Annotated in this window: 9 protein-coding genes, 4 tRNA genes and 1 pseudogene; 8 read left to right on the forward strand and 6 right to left on the reverse strand. The window is 46.3% G+C overall.

Annotated features, from left to right (window positions below; translation table 11 throughout):
* Positions 1-282 precede the first annotated feature (282 nt).
* Positions 283-2,649, reverse strand: a pseudogene (gene rnr / locus HYN46_RS01260) (ribonuclease R); the annotation flags it as partial.
* A gap of 258 nt (positions 2,650-2,907) precedes the next feature.
* On the opposite strand from rnr, the gene HYN46_RS01265 reads away from it, so the two are divergent.
* A tRNA-Leu gene (locus tag HYN46_RS01265) sits at positions 2,908-2,992 on the forward strand.
* Between the two features lie 298 nt (positions 2,993-3,290).
* On the opposite strand, the gene HYN46_RS01270 is transcribed toward HYN46_RS01265, so the two are convergent.
* Positions 3,291-4,421 carry an AI-2E family transporter gene (locus HYN46_RS01270; protein WP_114897753.1) on the reverse strand — a complete coding sequence of 377 codons (1,131 nt, stop codon included), beginning with the start codon at positions 4,419-4,421 and terminating at the stop codon, positions 3,291-3,293.
* Between the two features lie 232 nt (positions 4,422-4,653).
* Here HYN46_RS01270 and HYN46_RS01275 point away from each other — a divergent pair, with 232 nt between their 5' ends.
* The 3 genes from HYN46_RS01275 (at position 4,654) to HYN46_RS01285 (ending at position 5,470) form a co-directional block, all read left to right on the forward strand.
* A complete protein-coding gene (locus HYN46_RS01275) occupies positions 4,654-5,019 on the forward strand; it encodes a hypothetical protein (protein WP_114897754.1) in 366 nt (121 codons plus the stop codon).
* A gap of 89 nt (positions 5,020-5,108) precedes the next feature.
* Positions 5,109-5,198, forward strand: a tRNA-Ser gene (locus tag HYN46_RS01280).
* A 195-nt stretch (positions 5,199-5,393) separates the two neighbouring features.
* Positions 5,394-5,470, forward strand: a tRNA-Arg gene (locus HYN46_RS01285).
* Positions 5,471-5,596: 126 nt separating this feature from the next.
* On the opposite strand, the gene HYN46_RS01290 is transcribed toward HYN46_RS01285, so the two are convergent.
* Together HYN46_RS01290 and HYN46_RS01295 are read right to left on the reverse strand one after the other, a co-directional pair.
* Positions 5,597-8,782, reverse strand: a complete 3,186-nt coding sequence (locus HYN46_RS01290; RefSeq protein ID WP_114897755.1) for an efflux RND transporter permease subunit — start codon at positions 8,780-8,782, stop codon at positions 5,597-5,599.
* A gap of 4 nt (positions 8,783-8,786) precedes the next feature.
* The gene (locus HYN46_RS01295; RefSeq protein WP_114897756.1) at positions 8,787-9,935 is read right to left on the reverse strand and encodes an efflux RND transporter periplasmic adaptor subunit; all 1,149 of its coding nucleotides are present in this window, start codon (positions 9,933-9,935) and stop codon (positions 8,787-8,789) included.
* Positions 9,936-10,186: 251 nt separating this feature from the next.
* Between HYN46_RS01295 and HYN46_RS01300 the strand changes: the two genes are divergently transcribed.
* Entirely contained in the window at positions 10,187-10,840 is a 654-nt protein-coding gene (locus HYN46_RS01300) for a TetR/AcrR family transcriptional regulator (protein ID WP_114897757.1), read from the forward strand.
* A 21-nt stretch (positions 10,841-10,861) separates the two neighbouring features.
* Here the strand turns inward: HYN46_RS01300 and HYN46_RS01305 are convergent, their stop codons facing one another.
* Both HYN46_RS01305 and HYN46_RS01310 read right to left on the reverse strand, forming a co-directional pair.
* A complete protein-coding gene (locus tag HYN46_RS01305) occupies positions 10,862-11,905 on the reverse strand; it encodes a DNA/RNA non-specific endonuclease (RefSeq protein ID WP_162818052.1) in 1,044 nt (347 codons plus the stop codon).
* A gap of 152 nt (positions 11,906-12,057) precedes the next feature.
* Positions 12,058-13,935 (reverse strand): potassium transporter Kup, encoded by a 1,878-nt coding sequence (locus HYN46_RS01310; protein WP_114897759.1) that lies wholly within the window; start codon positions 13,933-13,935, stop codon positions 12,058-12,060.
* Positions 13,936-14,057: 122 nt separating this feature from the next.
* On the opposite strand from HYN46_RS01310, the gene HYN46_RS01315 reads away from it, so the two are divergent.
* From HYN46_RS01315 to HYN46_RS01325, 3 genes are all read left to right on the forward strand, one after another.
* Positions 14,058-14,148 (forward strand) — tRNA-Ser (locus tag HYN46_RS01315).
* A gap of 618 nt (positions 14,149-14,766) precedes the next feature.
* A complete protein-coding gene (locus HYN46_RS01320) occupies positions 14,767-17,115 on the forward strand; it encodes a sensor histidine kinase (RefSeq protein ID WP_114897760.1) in 2,349 nt (782 codons plus the stop codon).
* Entirely contained in the window at positions 17,112-19,046 is a 1,935-nt protein-coding gene (locus tag HYN46_RS01325; RefSeq protein WP_114897761.1) for a hypothetical protein, read from the forward strand. Before HYN46_RS01320 ends, HYN46_RS01325 begins: the two co-directional genes overlap by 4 nt.
* Positions 19,047-19,074: the final 28 nt, after the last annotated feature.

Below are 19,074 nucleotides of genomic sequence, written 5' to 3' on the forward strand. Positions count from 1 at the left end.
AGGTGCTTTTGTCGTTTGGACGCTATCAACCACAGGCGCTGTAATGCTAACTTGAGTTTCAGTCTCCACCACAGGTGTGGTTTTAATCACCTCTGCTTGAGGAGTAGTAACCAGATTCACATCGGCTGCTTTTGATCCGACAGTTTGACTGCCCTGATTTGCATTTTGCCCAGGCGTCTTACGGCGGCTTGGACGTGGTGTGGTCGGTTTTGGGGCCGCAGTCGGTACTGCTTGTACAGGCGTTGCTGGCGTCACCGCTGGCGGTGCCACTTGAGTAGCTGGTTTTCTACGTGAGTTACGTCCAGTACGAGGGGCATTGGTCGATGCACCCTCTGCAGCGGTTTTCGCAGCAACAGGTGCGTTTGGCTGACTGGTTGCAGGCTGATTTGCTGGCGCACGTTTCACGGGCGCTTTGGCCGCTGGTGCCTTAGCTGCAGGTGTATTGGCGGTATTAGCGCGTGGCGCTTTTTCGCGAACGGCTTTGCCACCACTTGAGAGTTGTTTCACGAGCTGGAAGTCGATTTTGCGTTCTTCAAGATTGGCACCCGCCACTTGAATTTCGACTTTATCACCCAGTGCAAACTTCTGACCGTGGGTTTTGCCATTCATACTTTGGCTTGCGACATTGTACTCATAGAAGTCATTACCCAGATTGCGTACATGCACGAGACCTTCCACATAGAGGTCACTCAGCGTCACGAAGAAACCAAATTCAGTGACAGCGGTAATGACGCCCGTGAAGCGATCACCGATATGCTGCTGCATATACTGGGTTTTAAGCCAGCTCATGACACTGCGCGCAGCATCATCTGCTCGGCGTTCGGTTCGTGAGAATTGCTCGCCCGCCGCAATCAGTTGATTGCCTTCCAAGACAGGCGGCTTACCTTGCAGGTGGTTTTTAATCGCACGATGCAATAGCAGGTCTGGATAGCGACGAATTGGCGAGGTGAAGTGGGTATACGCTTCATAGGCTAAGCCAAAATGACCTAAATTTTCAGGGGCATAGACTGCTTGCATCATCGAGCGCAGGAGCACGGTATGGATACTTGCCGCATCAATACGATCTTTGGTTGCTTCGATAATCTTTTGATAGTCCGATTGGATCGGCTTCTCTGGGAAACTTAAGCCCAGCAATTTGACGTAATCACGGACCTTTTGCACGCGACTGGTTTCAGGTGGCTCGTGATTACGATAGAGCACCGGAATCAGGTTTTTGAGCGCGAAAGCCGCAGCACAGGTATTGGCGAGCAACATGCACTCTTCAATCAAGCGATGCGCATCATTACGCGTACGTGGCTTGATTGACGCAATCCCACCTTTGTCATCAAAGGTCATGTAGGTTTCAGTGGTTTCAAATTCCATTGCACCGCGTTTAGCGCGTACATCCAGCATGACGTGGAACAATTGATTTAAGGTTTCAATTGATTTATGCACGGCAGGGATGTTGGGAATGGCATCGGCTTTACCCGCCAAATGATCTGCCACTTGGTTGTAGGTCAAACGGGCCTGAGAGTGCATGACGGATTCATAGAATTCGTAGCTCATCACTTTGCCTGCACGCGATAAATTAATATCGCAGACCATACACAGACGATCAACTTCAGGCTTCAGTGAGCATAAGCCATTGGATAAGGCTTCGGGCAACATCGGCACTACGTAGTTCGGGAAGTAAACCGAGGTACCGCGAGATTGGGCTTCGTCATCCAGTGCCATACCCAGTTTGACGTAGTGACTGACATCCGCGATCGCGACGATCAGGCGGAAACCGCCACCTGTGCGCTTCTCTGCATAAACGGCATCGTCAAAGTCTCGGGCATCTTCACCATCAATGGTGACCAACGGCAGTTCACGTAAATCTTTGCGGCCTGCACGATCTTTGGCAGACGGTTCTTTATATTTGTTGGTTTCCGCTAAAACCGCCTTGTTAAACACATGCGGCAGATCAAAATCGATCAGCGTGGTCGGTATGATGAGTTGGGTATCGACCTTATTGGAGAAGGCTTCGACCACATGACCATTGGCGTATTCTTCACGGGTTGGCCAATCATCGATTTCGATTTGTGCCGCATCGCCCACGCTGAGTTGCGCGGCTTGTACTTGATCCGGCTCAAGCGCAATCGGTTGGTGTGCATTGGGGTGTGAGGGTTGAATATAGTATTGGCCTTCAACCATCTGCAGATGACCGATAACTTGGGTTTGCTGACGTGTTTTGACTTCAACAATGCGGCCCAGTGGGCGACCACGGCGATCTGTGCCGGTCGCGCGAGCGCTGACGGTATCGCCATTGAACACCAAACGCATTTCGCGTTCAGTGAGGAATAAATCAGGGTGGTCGGCGAGCACCACGAAACCAAAACCGTTGGTATGCGATTGAACTTTACCGATAAACAGATCGTCTTCACTGATCAGGCGATAGCGCTGTGGGTTATGTCCCACTGTGGTCAATTGACTGTCACGCACCATGGCGGATAAGCGTCTACTGACGGCTTCGATCGCATCGGGTTCGTGCAAGTTAAAGAGGGTAACGAATTCTGCGTGGCTTAAAGGCTGTGGATTTTGCCCTAAGATGTTGAGAATGAGAGTGCGGCTTGGGATGGGTGATTCATAACGTTCAGCTTCACTGAGCGCATCAGGGTCATTCCAAGTCATAGCGGGGTCTTTTGTATTTTTCATGGCGATGAGTTTAACACAGCTTTTATGACAATACGGAAAATGCAAGCAGGGCTATGGATGATTTTGCGTAAGATTTTGGTTCAAAACGTTGCATGAATTTGGAGGTCACTCCACATTTTCTGGATGTTTTTAGGTCAAAGGGCAGAAATTTTGCAAATTTGTGAAAATTAATAGGCTGGTGGCTTAGATAAGGCTTGACGGTTTTTATCGAAATCTATAGCATTGCCGACCTACGCGGATGTGGCGGAATTGGTAGACGCACCAGTTTCAGGTATTGGCGAGTAAAATCGTGGAGGTTCAAGTCCTCTCATCCGCACCAAATTGAAGTTTGCTGTCGTTTATGGCAGATCTAAAAAAGCCCTATAGCTGATGTTATAGGGCTTTTTTTATTGTTTTAATCATGGTCTTGATCGTATTTTGTGCTATCCGGCAGCTTTAAATACGGGTGCGGCCACCATGAACTACTATGTGCAATATACAGCAGTGGGTGGCCCTGCCACCGAAGGCAAGGTTAGCAGCCGAACCAATTACACGATCGTTTATAACTAAGAGAATAGAAGCGTTAACGGCATTTATGTGTTAACGCCTATGTTTGACTGCAATAAACCGTCATGATGTTATGACGGTTTATTTTCTTCAATGGGTGGTTCTACCACTACGGTATTTTGACTCGCAATAACCTGCTGCTGCTCATGCTCATGGGTGAGCCACTCCCGCCAAACCGCAAGCAACATGGCGAGAATCACGGGACCGATAAAGAGTCCGATCATTCCGAAAGTCGCAAGACCCCCAAGCACACCAAACAGCACGACCAAGAACGGGATTGCCGTGGCGCTGGAAATAACCATCGGGCGCAAAATATTATCGATGATAAAGATCACTGCACCAGCCCAAACGGCTAATGCCACCGCGGCAATCGGGTGCCCCGTAATCGCCAGCCAAGCAATCGCCAGCCCCCAAGCCAATGGGGATGCAAAGGGAATCATCGCGACAATGGCGGTAATGACGGCCAAGAGTAATGCGCCGGGCATGCCCGCAACCGCATAGCCGATTCCAGCAAGCAGACCTTGAGCCGCTGCGGTGAGGACGATGCCATAAACCACTGCACGTGTTGTCACAGCGATGGCAGACAGGTAGTGATCACCGCGCACACCTACAATACGCTCTAGTGCCGCACGGATCTGCACCATGATGCGCAGACCATCTTTATAAAAGAAGAACATGGTGATTAAGCAGAAACCGACAGAAGCAATATGCTCGGCTACATTGCCGACTAAGCGTGCACCTTTGCCGACCTGATCTTGCAGCATGCTACGCAGTTGGGTGATGAACTGGCTGGGATCATCATTTAATTGATCGACCATGTCCTGCAAGTCGCTACCGACCCAAGGCAGATTGGCGAGTGCGGTCGGGAGCACAAGTTGACCGGCATTCAGTTGATCATGCAACTGGTGGTACCAGGTCACGGCTTGATGCTCGGTGACCAGAAAAGCGATACCGATGGGCACGCCGACCAGCGTCATAAGCCCCGCAGTGACGATACCCGCCGCATGACTTTCACGCCCTGAAAATTTATGGAGAGTCCATTGATACAAGGGCCATGTGATATAGACCAAGATGGCAGCCCAAGCGATGGGCGAGATAAAAATCCGCACAATCTCGAAACTAAAGAACACCAAAATTCCGAGCAGGATGGGTAACAGCATACGCTGAATGGAAAGCGTAGAAATCAGAGCTGGGCGAGACATAGTTTTTAGATGCCGTAACTTGGAGTTGTGTCCAGTGTACGAGGTGATTTCTGTCGGGGCAATCGCTAGCTATTTTATTCTGTTGGAAAAATGCAAGAAAGTGGTGCTATATTACGCCACCGATGAATAAAAGACTGATTCATGGGTAATAAATGAAAAAAGTTCTTAGTGATAGGGACGATATTGGGACTTAAAGAATGAGTCCAGATTTTAAAAAATGGAGAACAATAATATGATGCATCGTATATCGCACCAATGGCCGACCTGTTTTTTGATTGCAGTGATTTTAATAAGTGTGGGGGGCTGTAGTAAGAAAAAACCTGATCCAGCCATGGAGACACCTGAAACACAAACCGCTTCTTTAAGTGCCGCAGAAAAATTTATCAAGCAACAAGAAGAGGATAAGCACTCTGCTGACTACTATAAAGTCGATAATAAAGAACGCGTTGTCGTTGAAGACAGCATTATTGACGATGTCAATGCGAATATAGGCGATGTGAAAGCCAATGCTGAAAAAGCGCGAATCATTGCGCTAAAGGATAATGAAGCCTCCGGAAGAAAATACCAACAAACACAACAAGCTGACAAGTCCCACTGATAAAATTGGTGGTTTCCTGACCTGTCATCAAGATTAATGATAATTAGTCTTGTGATTATGCTTTTGTTTTTGTAATATACCCGCCTCGTGGTGAGGTGGCCGAGTGGCTTAAGGTACTCCCCTGCTAAGGGAGAGTAGGTTAACCCCTACCGAGGGTTCGAATCCCTCCCTCACCGCCATTATATTTGTGTCAGTGGTATTTTTGATTTTAAAAATGTTCAGTATCGATAAGGTGTTGAAATAAAAAATCAAAAAAGATGCAAATAGTGTTGACGTAGCGTTAGTATTTCAATAGAATACGCCACCTCGACGCGCTGCAGATAAAAATGCAGAAACGTTGAAAAAATGTGAACGACTTCAATCGTCTACATATTGCGCTGGTAGCTCAGCTGGATAGAGCATCAGGCTACGAACTTGAGGGTCGGGGGTTCGACTCCCTCCCAGCGCACCATATTGAATCGCAAAAAGCCTGCATTATGCAGGCTTTTTTGTGTCTGTCGTTTCGGTTTAGAGATAAAAAATCCCCCGAAAATCTAATTTTCGGGGGATCAGCGTGATGAGCTTTCTATTATTTCTTTTAGGAAGCCGTAGGTGGAGGCTCCTTCTTGACTCTAAACCATGCAGCGTAGAGTGCCGGTAAGAAGAGTAGCGTCAATGCGGTTGCGACGATCAAACCACCCATAATCGCAACTGCCATCGGTCCAAAGAACACGCTACGTGAAAGCGGGATCATCGCCAGTACCGCCGCAAGTGCGGTGAGCACAATTGGACGCAGGCGTCGTACCGTGGCTTCAATAATCGCATCCCACGGTTTGTGACCTGCACGGATATCCTGCTCAATCTGATCAATCAAAATCAATGAGTTACGCATGATCATGCCCGATAGGGCAATCGTTCCCAGCATCGCCACAAAACCAAAGGGTTTTTGGAAAAGCAGTAGGAAGAGCGTCACGCCTATCAAACCCAATGGCGCGGTCAGGAAGACGATGATACTGCGTGAGACACTGCGTAACTGCAACATCAGCAAGGTGATCACTACCACCAAGAACAGCGGCATACCGGCATTGACCGAATTCTGTCCACGTGCAGAATCCTCCACTGTACCCCCGATGCTTAACTGATAGCCACTCGGGAGCTTGGCGCGGATACTATCCAGCGTCGGGGAGATTTGATTCACGAGGCTGACGGGCTGGGTATTATCATAAATGTCTGCACGCACCGTGACCGTGGGTAGACGGTTGCGGCGCCAGATAATCCCTTCTTCAAAACCGTATTCAATGGTCGAGATTTGCGAGAGCGGCACGGTGCCGCCGTTGTCAGAAGGCACAGCCAGACTGGATAGCATGCCGACTTCACGACGATCTAGCGCTGCACCGCGCAACTGGATATCGATCAACGATTTATTTTCGCGATATTGGCTAACGGTTGCGCCGGTGAGTGCGCTTTGCAGGAAGTTAGCCAGTTCTTGACTGTTTACTCCCAACTGACGCGCACGGGCCTGATCAACGGTTAAGTAGGTTGATTTACTCGGCTCTTCCCAATCCAGATGGACATTTACCACATGTGGATTTTCCTGCACCTTGGCGGCGACTTGGCGGGCGAGAGCGCGTACGTTCTGGATATCTTCACCGGAAACACGGAATTGAACGGGATAACCCACGGGTGGGCCGTTTTCAAGACGTGAAACACGGGTGCGAACATCGGGGAAGTCCTTATCGAGGGTCTGGATCAACCATGCACGCAGTTCTTCACGATCTTTCAAGGTCTTCGCCAGAATCACAAATTGGGCAAAGCTTGCCTGTGGCAATTGTTGATCTAAGGGCAGATAGAAGCGCGGCGAACCCGTACCCACATAGCTGACAAAGTTATCTATGCCTTTACGGGTTTTAAGCAAGGCTTCCAATTGCTTGGCTTTGGCTTCTGTGGCGGTCAACGAGGCGCCTTCCGTCAGCTTCATATCGACCATCAGTTCAAGGCGACTGGAGTCAGGGAAGAACTGCTGTGGAACGAAGCCAAACAGAACGATAGAGCCTACAAATGCCGCAATCGTAATCGCAATGACGGTTTTGCGGAAGTTCAAGCACCACTGTACCAGTGCGCGGAAGCGCTGGTAGAACTTACTGGCATAAGGATCATGCGCCTCGTGGTCCAGATTTGGATTTGCTGTACTCTCTATAGGTGGCGCAGCAACAGGCTCAGGATCTTTGCCAAAGTATTTCTCTTTTAAACTGCCGATTTTGGATGAGCTTTTTTGCTGATTTTTTTTGGCTTGATTCTTCTTGTAGTCGGGCAGCAGGATATCACCCAAATAAGGCACGAAGATCACCGCAGCAAGCCACGAGACCAGCAGGGCAATGGTCACCACCTCAAAGATCGAGCGCGTGTATTCCCCTGTGCTGGATTGAGCGGTTGCGATCGGCAGAAAGCCTGCTGCTGTAATCAATGTCCCGGTCAGCATCGGAAATGCGGTTGAGGTCCACGCAAAGCTGGCGGCTTTTAGACGACTAAAGCCTTGCTCCATCTTGATCGACATCATTTCCACGGCGATGATCGCGTCATCAACGAGCAGTCCAAGCGCCAAGACCAGCGCGCCTAAAGAAATCTTATGTAAACCAATATCAAAGAAATGCATCGCCGCAAAGGTCATCGCCAAGACCAGTGGGATGGTGAGCGCAACCACCGCTCCGGTGCGAAAGCCCAGAGAGAAGAAGCTGACCAAAAGCACGATAATCACCGCTTCGGCCAAGGCATGCACAAACTCACTGACACCGGATTTTACGGCGGCAGGCTGGTCAGAGACCTTGCTGAGTTGCATGCCGACGGGTAGCGTTTGTTGTAAGGAGGCAAAGGTAGTTTGCAAATTCTTGCCCAAAGCTAAGATATCGCCACCCGGTTTCATCGAGACTTCGATACCCAGTGCATCCTCACCCATAAAGCGCATGCGCGGCTGTGCAGGATCGCTAAAGCCGCGATGGACATCGGCAACCGTGCCCAGCGTAAACGTCTTGCCTGCAATGATGATCGGGAAGTTGCGAATTTCATCGACCGATTTAAAGCGCCCACTGACCCGCAGTTGAATACGATCAGTCGGCGTTTCAAAGAAGCCCGCGGGGGCAACGGCATTTTGCGCTTGTAGGGCTTCTTGTACTGCTTGTAGTGGCAAGCCTAGGCTTGCGATCTTGGTGTTTGACACCTCAATCCAGATTTTTTCATTCTGCAGACCGACCAGATCAACTTTGGCAACGTCAGGGACATTCTCCAATTGCAACTGAATACGATCGGCATAGTCTTTCAGCACCGCATAATCGTAGCCTTTACCGGTTAAGGCATAGATGTTGCCGTAGGTATCACCAAATTCATCATTAAAATAAGGCCCTTGGATGCCCACAGGTAAAGTCTGTTGGATATCACCAATTTTCTTACGGACCTGATACCAGAGGTTGGGAATCTCGGAGGAGTGCATCGAATCCCGTGCAACAAAGGTCACCATCGACTCCCCAGGACGGGAGTAGGAGACGATCTTTTCGTAGTTACCGGTCTCCATCAGTTTCTTTTCGATGGGATCGGTGACCAGTTTGGAGACTTCCTCGGCGTTGGCACCGGGCCAGTAGGTCTGAACCACCATGACTTTAAAGGTAAATGGTGGGTCTTCACTCTGACCGAGTTTGGTATAGGAGATCGCGCCGATGATGCCTAGCAGGACCATGAAATACAGCACGAGCTGGCGGTTTTTGAGTGCCCAAGCAGAAAGATTAAAGTTCATGGCATTAACCCTGTTTGCTGTTTGGGGCCGTGGCGACCACTGGTGTACTTTGTGTTCCGGTTGTCGCGGTTACAGGGCGGTTTTGCCGATCTACGGGTTGAATCTTCTGTCCATCATGCAGGAGTTGAACGCCAGCAACCACCACCCAGTCGCTGGGATTTAATCCAGACAGCACTGGCACGATGTCGCGATCATAAGCGCCTGTTTTGATAAAGGTGCGTTTGATGACGGAGGTGGAAGGGTTCAAAACCCAGACGTAGGCCGCGCCTTGCTCAGCAGTCACGGCTGATAGCGGAATTGAGAGGGCGGTTGCGGTCTTGGGATCTGCCGCATACACGCGTGCGCTCTGTCCGATATCGACGGATGGATTGGGCTGGTCAAAGGCGATACGTGCCGCGAAGGTATGGGATTGATCCGCTGCGGGTGACAGTTCGCGCACGTGGGCAGGGAAGCGTGCATCTGGCTGTGACCAGACGGTGACGGTCACGTGCTGTCCGATATGAAAGCGCGGCAAGTCCTGCTCAGGCAGCCCGATCACCACTTCGCGGTCGCCCTGTGCGGCTAAGGTATAGATGGGTTGGCCTGCGGTCACCACCTGTCCGGCTTCGACTTGGCGCTGGACGATCACGCCGTTTTCAGGTGCGCGCAAGGTATTGTAGTTGGCTTGATTGGACGCGACATCGTACTGTGATTTGGCTTGTTGTAGTGCAGATGCGGCTGACTTATATTGGTTTTCAACCTGATCGTACTGCGAGCGGCTGATCGCGTTCGGTGCAAGGAGCTGCTTATAGCGATCCAGCTCTGACTTGGCGACGCGTTCTGCGGATTCTGCACTGGCAAGCTGTGCGGCAGCGGCGGTGCGTTGTAATTGTGCGTCTTGTGGATCCAATTCTGCAAGGATTTGTCCCGCTTTTACGGTATTGCCGACATCCACCCAGCGTTTAATCACCTTGCCGCCCACACGGAAAGAAAGCTGAGGTTGTACGCGGGCGGTCACATCCCCTGCATAGCTATTGAGCAGTAGACCTGCGGAGATCGGCTGAGTAACCATGGCAGGACGTGGCTGTGGTTTGGCAGGTTCCTGTTTGCCACAGGCACTGAGCATTGCGATAGAGAGCAAGAGGATGGGGCGGTTGATTTGCTGAGAAATCATGGGATGTATCCTTTAAGACTGAAGATCTTGTGTTTGTTGTTTCATCTTTGATCATGACTTTATTGCTATTAATGTCATCGATCATATTGATATGAATGCCATGCTCAAAAAGTCGTCAGCGTGGTAGATTATTGCTATACTATGCAGTATATTAATATTAGTAAACCCTCTGGTTCAATATTTGGTGAAAAAAGTTCAGTACTTTTTTGATCCCTATAAAAGCCGAGGATCGAAGATGGTTTGAACATACTATGAGTGCACAACTTCCTCTTAAATCGCCAACCCCCGCCAGCCCCGGCCGCCCAAAGGACATGGTCAAGCGCGCTGCTATTTTGCAGGCCGCGAAGGATCTGTTTTTAAGTTTAGGGTTTGACGGCAGTAGTATGGATGCCATTGCGGCAGAGGCAGGCGTGTCCAAGCTGACGGTCTATAGTCACTTTAATGATAAAGAATCGTTGTTTGCGGCGGCAATCGAAGCACATTGTGAGCATCAGTTGCCTTCGGTTTTATTTGATCTGCCGGAAGAGTTACCCGTCTCTCGAGCGTTGTATGAAATCGCGCGTCGTTTTCAAGCGATGTTACAGACGCAAGAGGCGATTGAGCTCAATCGGTTGATGGTGGCGCAGGCTAAGCAAAATCCAAAGTTGACCCAGCTTTTTTATAATGCGGGCCCGCAGCATACCCAAGATGAAATGAAGCGCTTATTGCAGCAAGCCCATGACCAAGGCAAGCTGAATATCTCGAATACCACGTTTGCATCGGAGCATTTTTTATCGGCATTTAGTGGTGGGTGTAGCCAACTGCGTCGCAGCTTCGGGATGGACTCCCTCACTAACCCCAATGAAGATGAAGAATATGCCCGCGAAATCGTCAAACGTTTCTTGCGCGCCTATCGCCCTGAATAAATGCGCGAAGTAACGACTGACTTAATTCAGCTTCCACAGCGCACGCCACAGTCTTTCCAGCAATCCGCGCGGTGAGGGCTGGAGTTGTGATTCTGATGAGACGCCGTAATTGCGGTAGTTATCACCACGCGCACTACGCGTATCCCGCCCAGCAAAATCCCCGCGCCGCGTTGCCATCATGGTTGAGAGCGGCATATTGACGCGTTTTTGTTTGATCTCAGTGGAGAGCTGTGGAAAAAGATCCAAACCGATCTTGGCATTCAACTCCGCAAGTGTCAGCACTTGCACCTGCCCCGATGAGTCATTGGGTGAGAAATACACCCCGACCGCTTGGCGTTTCGGAAAGTACACCGCTTTATAGATATCCGACGGCACGATCACATTGCCAATCTTTTGCAAGCTATTACCCAAGAACGCCGCCCCTGTGATGACATAAGCTTCGTCTTCTTGTTTGACCAACTCGCGTGTGGCCTCCTCAAGCAGACGCCATGGATTCTGGTTGTTATAGCTGTTTTGCGGCACGATATTCGCCAGCGAGAAGCTATTAAACTGCTGCGCCCGCGTGCCCATGTCGCCATTGGGCGACATATGTCCGCGATCAAAGCCACTGCCTTTATAGTCAGAGAGTGTTGAGCGCTCTGTGTAATCAATGCGGGTCTCTTCGTGGAAATTATTCATGCGGCTGAGTGCTTGGGCACGTTCGATGCGGTCGCGTGTTAGGTATTCAGCGGACCACAGCGGCGTACGGGTAATCCCTGAATACATCACGGTAAAGCCATCAAAACACAATTCCTGCGTGCTTTGCGACAGGTTGGGATTGTTAAAGTCTGGTGCCTCACCTTTGTAATAATTCTGACTGCATAACGGATCATCGGCTTCGGTAGCTTCTTCATCCCCCGTAGGTTCAGCCGTTGCCGTGGCTGTCGCTTGCGATGCGGAGCTGGTTGTGGCGTCAGTTTTGCCATAGCCCGGTGCATAAGCAGTGGCGATTTCTGCATGGAGCGTGCTGCACGGTATGGCGAGGATCAACAGTAAAGCAGGGAGGGATCGGTAAACAGTGAACATGGACACTCGTGTTAATCGGTTAAACATTAAGAAACTAGGTATAAAAGCAAAGGCTTAAATCAAAGCTCAAAAATAAAGACAAAGCCGAGGATTCAACTTTGTCTTCGTTTAGAGGCAGGACATTCAGCGGAATATCCTGCCACATCGCAATCCTAAATCTCGATCTGACTACCCATCTCGACCACGCGATTGGTCGGGATCTGGAAGAAGTCACTGACCGCGCTGGTATTGCGCGACATTGAAATAAACAGCTTCTCACGCCATGGCGCCATGCCATCGCCCACGGTATGCAGAATACGCTCGCGAGAGACAAAGAAGCTGATCATCATCATATCAAACGGCAAGCCCAGCTCTTTTAAACCCAGCTCCACCGCATCAGGTACATTCGGTTGTTCTTTAAACCCATAGCGCGCAATGATCCGCGAGAAACGCTCATTGATCCGCTCAACCGTGACCCGCGTTGCTTCATCAATATAAGGCACATCTTCGGTCTGCACTGTCATCAGGATATTGGTTTCATGCAGGATCTTGTTGTGCTTCAAGTTGTGCAATAGCGCATGCGGCACGATGGCTTGGCTCGCGGTCATAAAGACAGCTGTACCCGTCACGGTATGCGCCGTGGTGCTGACGCTATTGATAAACAGATCCAGTGGCAGGGTATCTTTTTGCAGCTTGGCAAACAGCAACTGACGACCGCGTTTCCACGTCATCATGATGGTAAAGGCAATCGAACCAATCAGCAGTGGGAACCAGCCACCCGCGATGATCTTCATTGACGTTGCGCCAAAGAACACCAAGTCTAGGGTCAGGAAGGGCAGCACGATGAGCAGGACTTTTGGAGCTTTCCAGCGCCACAGGTTGTACATCACAAAGCCGACCAGCAAGGTATCGCAGAGCATGGTCATGGTTACTGCCAGACCATAAGCCGAGGCCAGATTCGAGCTGGATTTAAACATCACCACCAGCACGAGAATCGCGCCCAGCAGTAGCCAGTTTAAAAACGGAATATAGATCTGACCAATCTCAGACTCTGAGGTGTGCATGACCGTAAAGCGGGGTAGATAGCCCAGTTGCATCGCCTGACGCGCAATCGAGAAGACGCCAGAGATCACCGCTTGAGACGCAATCACCGTTGCAATCGTCGCAAGGATAATCATCGGCAGCAGCGCCATCTCAGGGATCAGCTTATAAAACGGATTGGCAATCGCCGCAGGATCACGCAGCAGGAGTGCGCCTTGACCTGCATAGTTCAGTAGCAAACAGGGTAGTACTACGGCAAACCACGCCATCTGGATCGGCTTACGCCCAAAGTGACCCATATCAGCATAGAGCGCTTCACCACCCGTGATGGTCAGCACGACCGCACTCATGGTAATAAAGGAAGCGACTGGATGATTGACCACAAAGATCACTGCCCAGTGCGGGCTCGCCATCTGTAGAATCGAAGGATTTTGAATGATGCTCATGATCCCGAGCACCCCCAAGGAGACAAACCATAGCAGGGTAATCGGACCAAAGAAACGACCGACCGAGCCTGTGCCCTTGCGCTGAATCATAAACAAGCCGATCAACACCGCGATGGTAATCGGGATCACGAAGGGGGTGAAGACCGGTGTCATGATCGACAGCCCTTCAACCGCCGAGAGTACGGATACCGCAGGGGTGATGATGCCATCCCCAAAGAACAACGCCGCACCAAAGAGACCAATGGCGATCAATCCCGAGCGGGTCTTGGCACCGATGCGTTTGCTTCTGAGGCTTAGCGCCAGTAGCGCCATGATCCCGCCTTCGCCGTTGTTATCCGCATGCATGATGACCATGACATATTTGATGGACACCACGATCATCAGTGACCAGAAGATCAGGGACAGCACGCCCAAAACATTGGCATGGTTGAGCGCGATACCGTGAGACACGTGGAAGCATTCTTTTAATGCATAAAGAGGGCTGGTTCCGATATCGCCAAACACGATACCCAATGCTGCGAGAGTCAACGCGGACATTGCTGGGCGCTGTTGCATAGCCTGCATAGGTCTAAATCCAATCTGTACTGTAGCGCACATGGTAACATTGAATGAATGACAGTCGCAGTGCAGGGTTTCAAAAAATATGATTGGCTTTCAATCGGTTTTTCGTTAGACTACCGCCCCTTGGTGAGGTGTCCGAGTGGCTGAAGGAGCACGCCTGGAAAGTGTGTATGCGCTAATACCGTATCGAGGGTTCGAATCCCTCTCTCACCGCCAAATAGCTGTACACTGTAGTCCAATACAGACCATTAACCCCAATGCTCATAAGGCTTTGGGGTTTTTTGTTGTCCATTGCGCCACTACAGAGTGGGGATATAAAACAGGTAGCATGCATGTATCGCGTCAATAAATATCTTGTTTGGGTGAGTACTATGCTACCTTCGCGGTCCTTCATTCTAGTGGTAGCTAATACTCTAAATTTATCTAGCACACTCTGGATTACATTCGCTTATTTCTACACTATGGTTGGATCAATACTTTGCTTAATATACTTTTTTGTATAATCCAGTTTATACGAGGTTCAGCTAATAAAACCTCTATTTAGTGAGGCGTTAATGCATGCACTTGTTGATCTTAAGAGCCTAGAGTTGTAGGGCTACATGAATGTGCCCAGAGAAGCTTCTCTAAGAAAATAGATAGCTTTTGTCTTGTATTCGGAATTAATCAATATGCTTTATCAAAGACAATAACAGGGTTACGAGTTAATCAATTTTTCATATTTTAAGCTAGAATAGCTGCTCTAAGATGTTATTTGGCTGTATTTTTTTGAATATGAATGTTATATATTCATATGCTATTTAATTTCAAAAGTTCTACCGATAAAGGATTGGTGAGATGGGCTTGACATTTAAGATGGCGGCACGAGCCTTAAGACATTTAGGTGCTGAGTTAATTACATCAGAAGAAATGGCTCTAAATGAGTTAATGAAAAATGCGTTTGATGCAGGTTCTCCTAAAGTTGAAATAAATATTAGCTATCCAGCCAGTATTAAAGTAGTCGAAGAGTCGCTAAAGATGTTTGTTGGGGGGGGGTTAAATAAAGCCGAGACAATAGATAAAATTAAAGAAAATACCAAAGAGTATTGCCATGAACGTAATCCTTGTATAGATTTTTTAAAACAATTTGAACAAATATTAGAAAAGGTAACAGTCGACAGCATTGATCAAGCTCTCGCTGATATTAAGAGGGAGGCTTACTTCATTAAGGTAAGCGACACTGGGTCGGGTATGACTAAAGCTGAGCTTGAGTCTGTTTTTCTGACAATTGGAACATCTTCTAAATTAAATATTCAATCTGTTGGAGATCGTGTATTGCTGGGCGAAAAGGGTATAGGCCGTTTATCCATGATGCGGCTTGGGGATGTTTCTACAGTATCTACAAAAACAATAGATGAAAATAATCTCAATAGAATAAATTTTGAGTGGAGGAAGTTTGATGATCCAAATCTTTTTCTTGAACAAATTTCAATTGAGTCTGAAGAGGTAATCCCTGAAGAAGGATTTGTGAAAGGCACTCAGATATTAATTTCTGATTTAACAAATGATTGGACTTATTCAAAGACAGAAAAGTTTGTTAATGAATATGTTCAGCGCCTCCGTAGTCCGTTTAGTGAAGAGCATGAATCTGATTTTCCGATTGGCATTTTTCAGAATAAAAGAAGAATTCCAATCAAGCCTATGCCTAGCTGGTTGATTGAGCAAGCAAACTTTAACGCGACTTATAGTTTTAACCCTGAAGTAAAGCAACTCGACCATATCGCACTTCAAGGTGAAATAATATGGAAAGACTCAAAGTCTTCAGAAGCTCGAAGCTGGAGTTTGGCTGATTTAATCAGATTGTTAGAAGTACCTGTTGAGGATTTTAAAGGAATGGGTGCTTTAAGCATTAAGGCACTTTGGTTTAATAGGAATGATCTTACCCCCACGTTGGAAAGAAAACTTGGGGATATTAAAAAAGAGCTTAATTACTGGGTTGGAGGTTTTGGGATTTATCGGGATGGATTTCGAATAGGTTTTACTGGAGGGCTTAGCGATGATTGGCTGAGTATGGACAGGAAGACCCTGACTAGTCAGGGCTATACTCTAAATAGATATCAAACAGTCGGGGAGGTAGCTATATCAAAAATTATTAATCCTCATTTACGTGATAGTGCAAACAGACAGTCTTTGATTGAAAATTCGGATTTTATTATTTTAAAGGCACTATTTAGCAAAATAATAATTCGAGATCTAAAAAGTCGTATAGAAGCATATAAAAAATTACAAGAAGTTATTGCTTTAGATTCATTGTCAAAAACAATAGAGTCAACTGAGGAGTCACATATAAATGCAATCGAAGCTATTGGTAGAATCGCGAAAAAATTGCCTAAAGAAGATAAGACTGTTCTAGATGGAATTCAGTCGGTAATGAAGAATCAAAGTGAAATTATTGAAGATCTTCATTCCAGAATTTTTCAAGTAATGGAAAAAAATACAGATATCCTTGAGCTAGCCAATTTAGGCCAAATGGTTGATATTATTTCACATGAGCTTGCGCGTATTACGCAAAATACTTCAATGCTACTAGATCGTTTAAAAAATAATCAGGATAATCAGAAAGAAACAGAAAAAATTATGACGGAATTGCGTAAACAAGTTATTGCAACCGAAAAAAGAATTCGAAGTATAGATGTATTAAGTCCAGCAACAAGGCAAAGAAAAGAGACGTACGATATTACTGCTCAATTTAAAACAATACTTGAAGGGTATGCTCCTAAATTTGCGAGGCATTCAGTCAAGTCCATACTTTTTGTTGATGGCAAGCAGGAGCTTTCTAGCGTTAAAGTGACAATGGTTAGAGGTCTTGTAGCTCAAATAATGGAAAATTTATTAACAAACTCAGTATATTGGTTACAACAAGGTCTAAAATCTGGAGAACATGAGAGATTTATTGAAGTAGACATAGATAGTGTATCTCAAGCAATTTTTGTTCGAGATAATGGGCCAGGTATTGATCAAAAGTATAGTCTTGATGTCTTTAAGCCGTATTTCACTAATAGGAAAGGTGGTAAAGGATTGGGGTTATATATTGCATCAGAAATAGCAAAATATCATGATGCAAGTCTTTATCTCGATAGTGCAGCAGAAGAGGATGGTAGATTAAGGACATTTGTAATTCAGTTGCCTAAAGAGTCTCAAAAATGATAAATGTAGCGGTAAGGCCATTGAAGAAAATTCTTGTTATAGATGATGAAATTTATGGTATTAGAGCCGACAGAATATATACCGTTGCAAAAGATTTTTTTGAAGAATTAAGGGATATTCATCAACCACTCACAATTAGTTTAGTTAATTTCTTGGTAAGTAATTCTGATCAATTTGATATTGATTTAACATTAGGAATTAATAATATAGGCCCAACAGATCTTTATAGTCAGGCTATTTCTAAAAAAATTTTCAAAGAGAATGCTCCAGAAGAAATATTGACAGAGTTGCAGTCCTTATATGATGAGAATGATAATGTCTTGAAAATTCGGGAAGTAATAGAGGAGGCCTTTCCGAGTAACAGCTATGAAGTAAGCCTTCTGGATAAGTTACCACAAAATGCTTATGATGAAAGTTATTTGGAAGACTTTGATCTTATAATTGTGGATTTATATTTACTGCCGCAGCAAGATGATCCCACATCTACCTCTTATTTGAACCATATTTCAAATTTTCCAAACTTACCGCCAATAATTATCATATCTTCTCATTTCAATAACTTAGATATAGTAAATACTTCTGCATATTTTAGAAAGACTAACTTAAGCGCTACTGGACTTTCCACTTTATCAAAAGAGAAGTTATTATCAAATGATTTTGGATCTATGGGTTTACAGCTCATGTTTCAAAAAATGTCAAATCAAAGAGCCATATCAAACAAGACGCGGGCATTAATTCAAACTTGGAAACAGACACTTACCGATACTGTGGAATCTTTTTCAGAAACTCTCTGGAAATTGGATGCCTCAATAATGCAACAACTTTATAATGATGCAATCGAAGATACTCAATCTTTTGATGACTTGCTCAACTCTTTTTTAAGCAAAGAATTATTATGGCACATGGAGAAATGCTCAAACCTTAAAGTTGCTATGGCGCAACTCTCTGAAGGTTTTTCTCAAGCAGATAACATAAATTTATTAACGTATGAGGTTGATGTTGCTGCACATCGATCTATGCTTTCCCATCATTTCTACATTGGTGGAGAGCAAGTCGTAGAGTTATGGAGGGTATACGGGAATGGAAGGCATCAACGAACAGCTTTAAAAGATTTAAACAAAAATCTTCTTACAGTATTGCCATTTGGTTCTGTTTTGAAGAGTGATACTGCAACAGGTAATTCATTCATTTATATTAATATAACTCAACCTTGTAATTTAGCTAACTTTCCAAGAAGTGTAATTAAGTCAGAGAACTCACCTAATTCAATTATGCTCATTAGAGCAAAAATCACACCCAAAACTAACGCAAATTTCATTCCATTCAACAGTGAACGAAATATTTCTATTTTTGAGCTTATTGATAATTATGGAAATATTCTTCAAGCGTATGATGTCGATCCTCAAAGCAGTCAAGTAATAAGTTTGGGTTTAACTGATCTTTTGAGCTTCATTAAATTACAGAAGCTCTCAAGAGTTGGACGTATAAGGCCAGAAATTGCTATCAATCTACAGCAACAAGTTGCAATAAATCTAATTCGGCCAAGTCAATCTCGATTCAAAAGGATAGGATTAAGAAAGGTTGTAGTACTTCTTAAAAAGCGTGGTGAGAGTGAACCTTTAAAGTTTAAGCAGGGGGAAATACTAAATGTAGTGGAGTCAGAGAAAAACAAAATTACAATACCTGGCCGGGAAAGTTTAGATATGTCCTTATGGCTGTTTAAGCTACTTGATGATGTTAGTTTTAATATCGAGACAATAAGCGAGGTATTAAGCAAGCCCTTATCACTGACTGCAAAAAAAACGATTTTCCAGAATATCGAAATACAGTTTTATGAAATAGATAATTTAGCCAATGCACTCCAAAAACTCAGGAGCATGAGCGGGTCAAAAGAATTAAACCTATTCATATTTATTGAAAAAGCTCCTTAAATATTCCAACTCAAATTATGGGAGCGTT

The organism is Aquirhabdus parva, from assembly GCF_003351745.1.
In the GTDB taxonomy this organism is placed as follows: domain Bacteria; phylum Pseudomonadota; class Gammaproteobacteria; order Pseudomonadales; family Moraxellaceae; genus Aquirhabdus; species Aquirhabdus parva.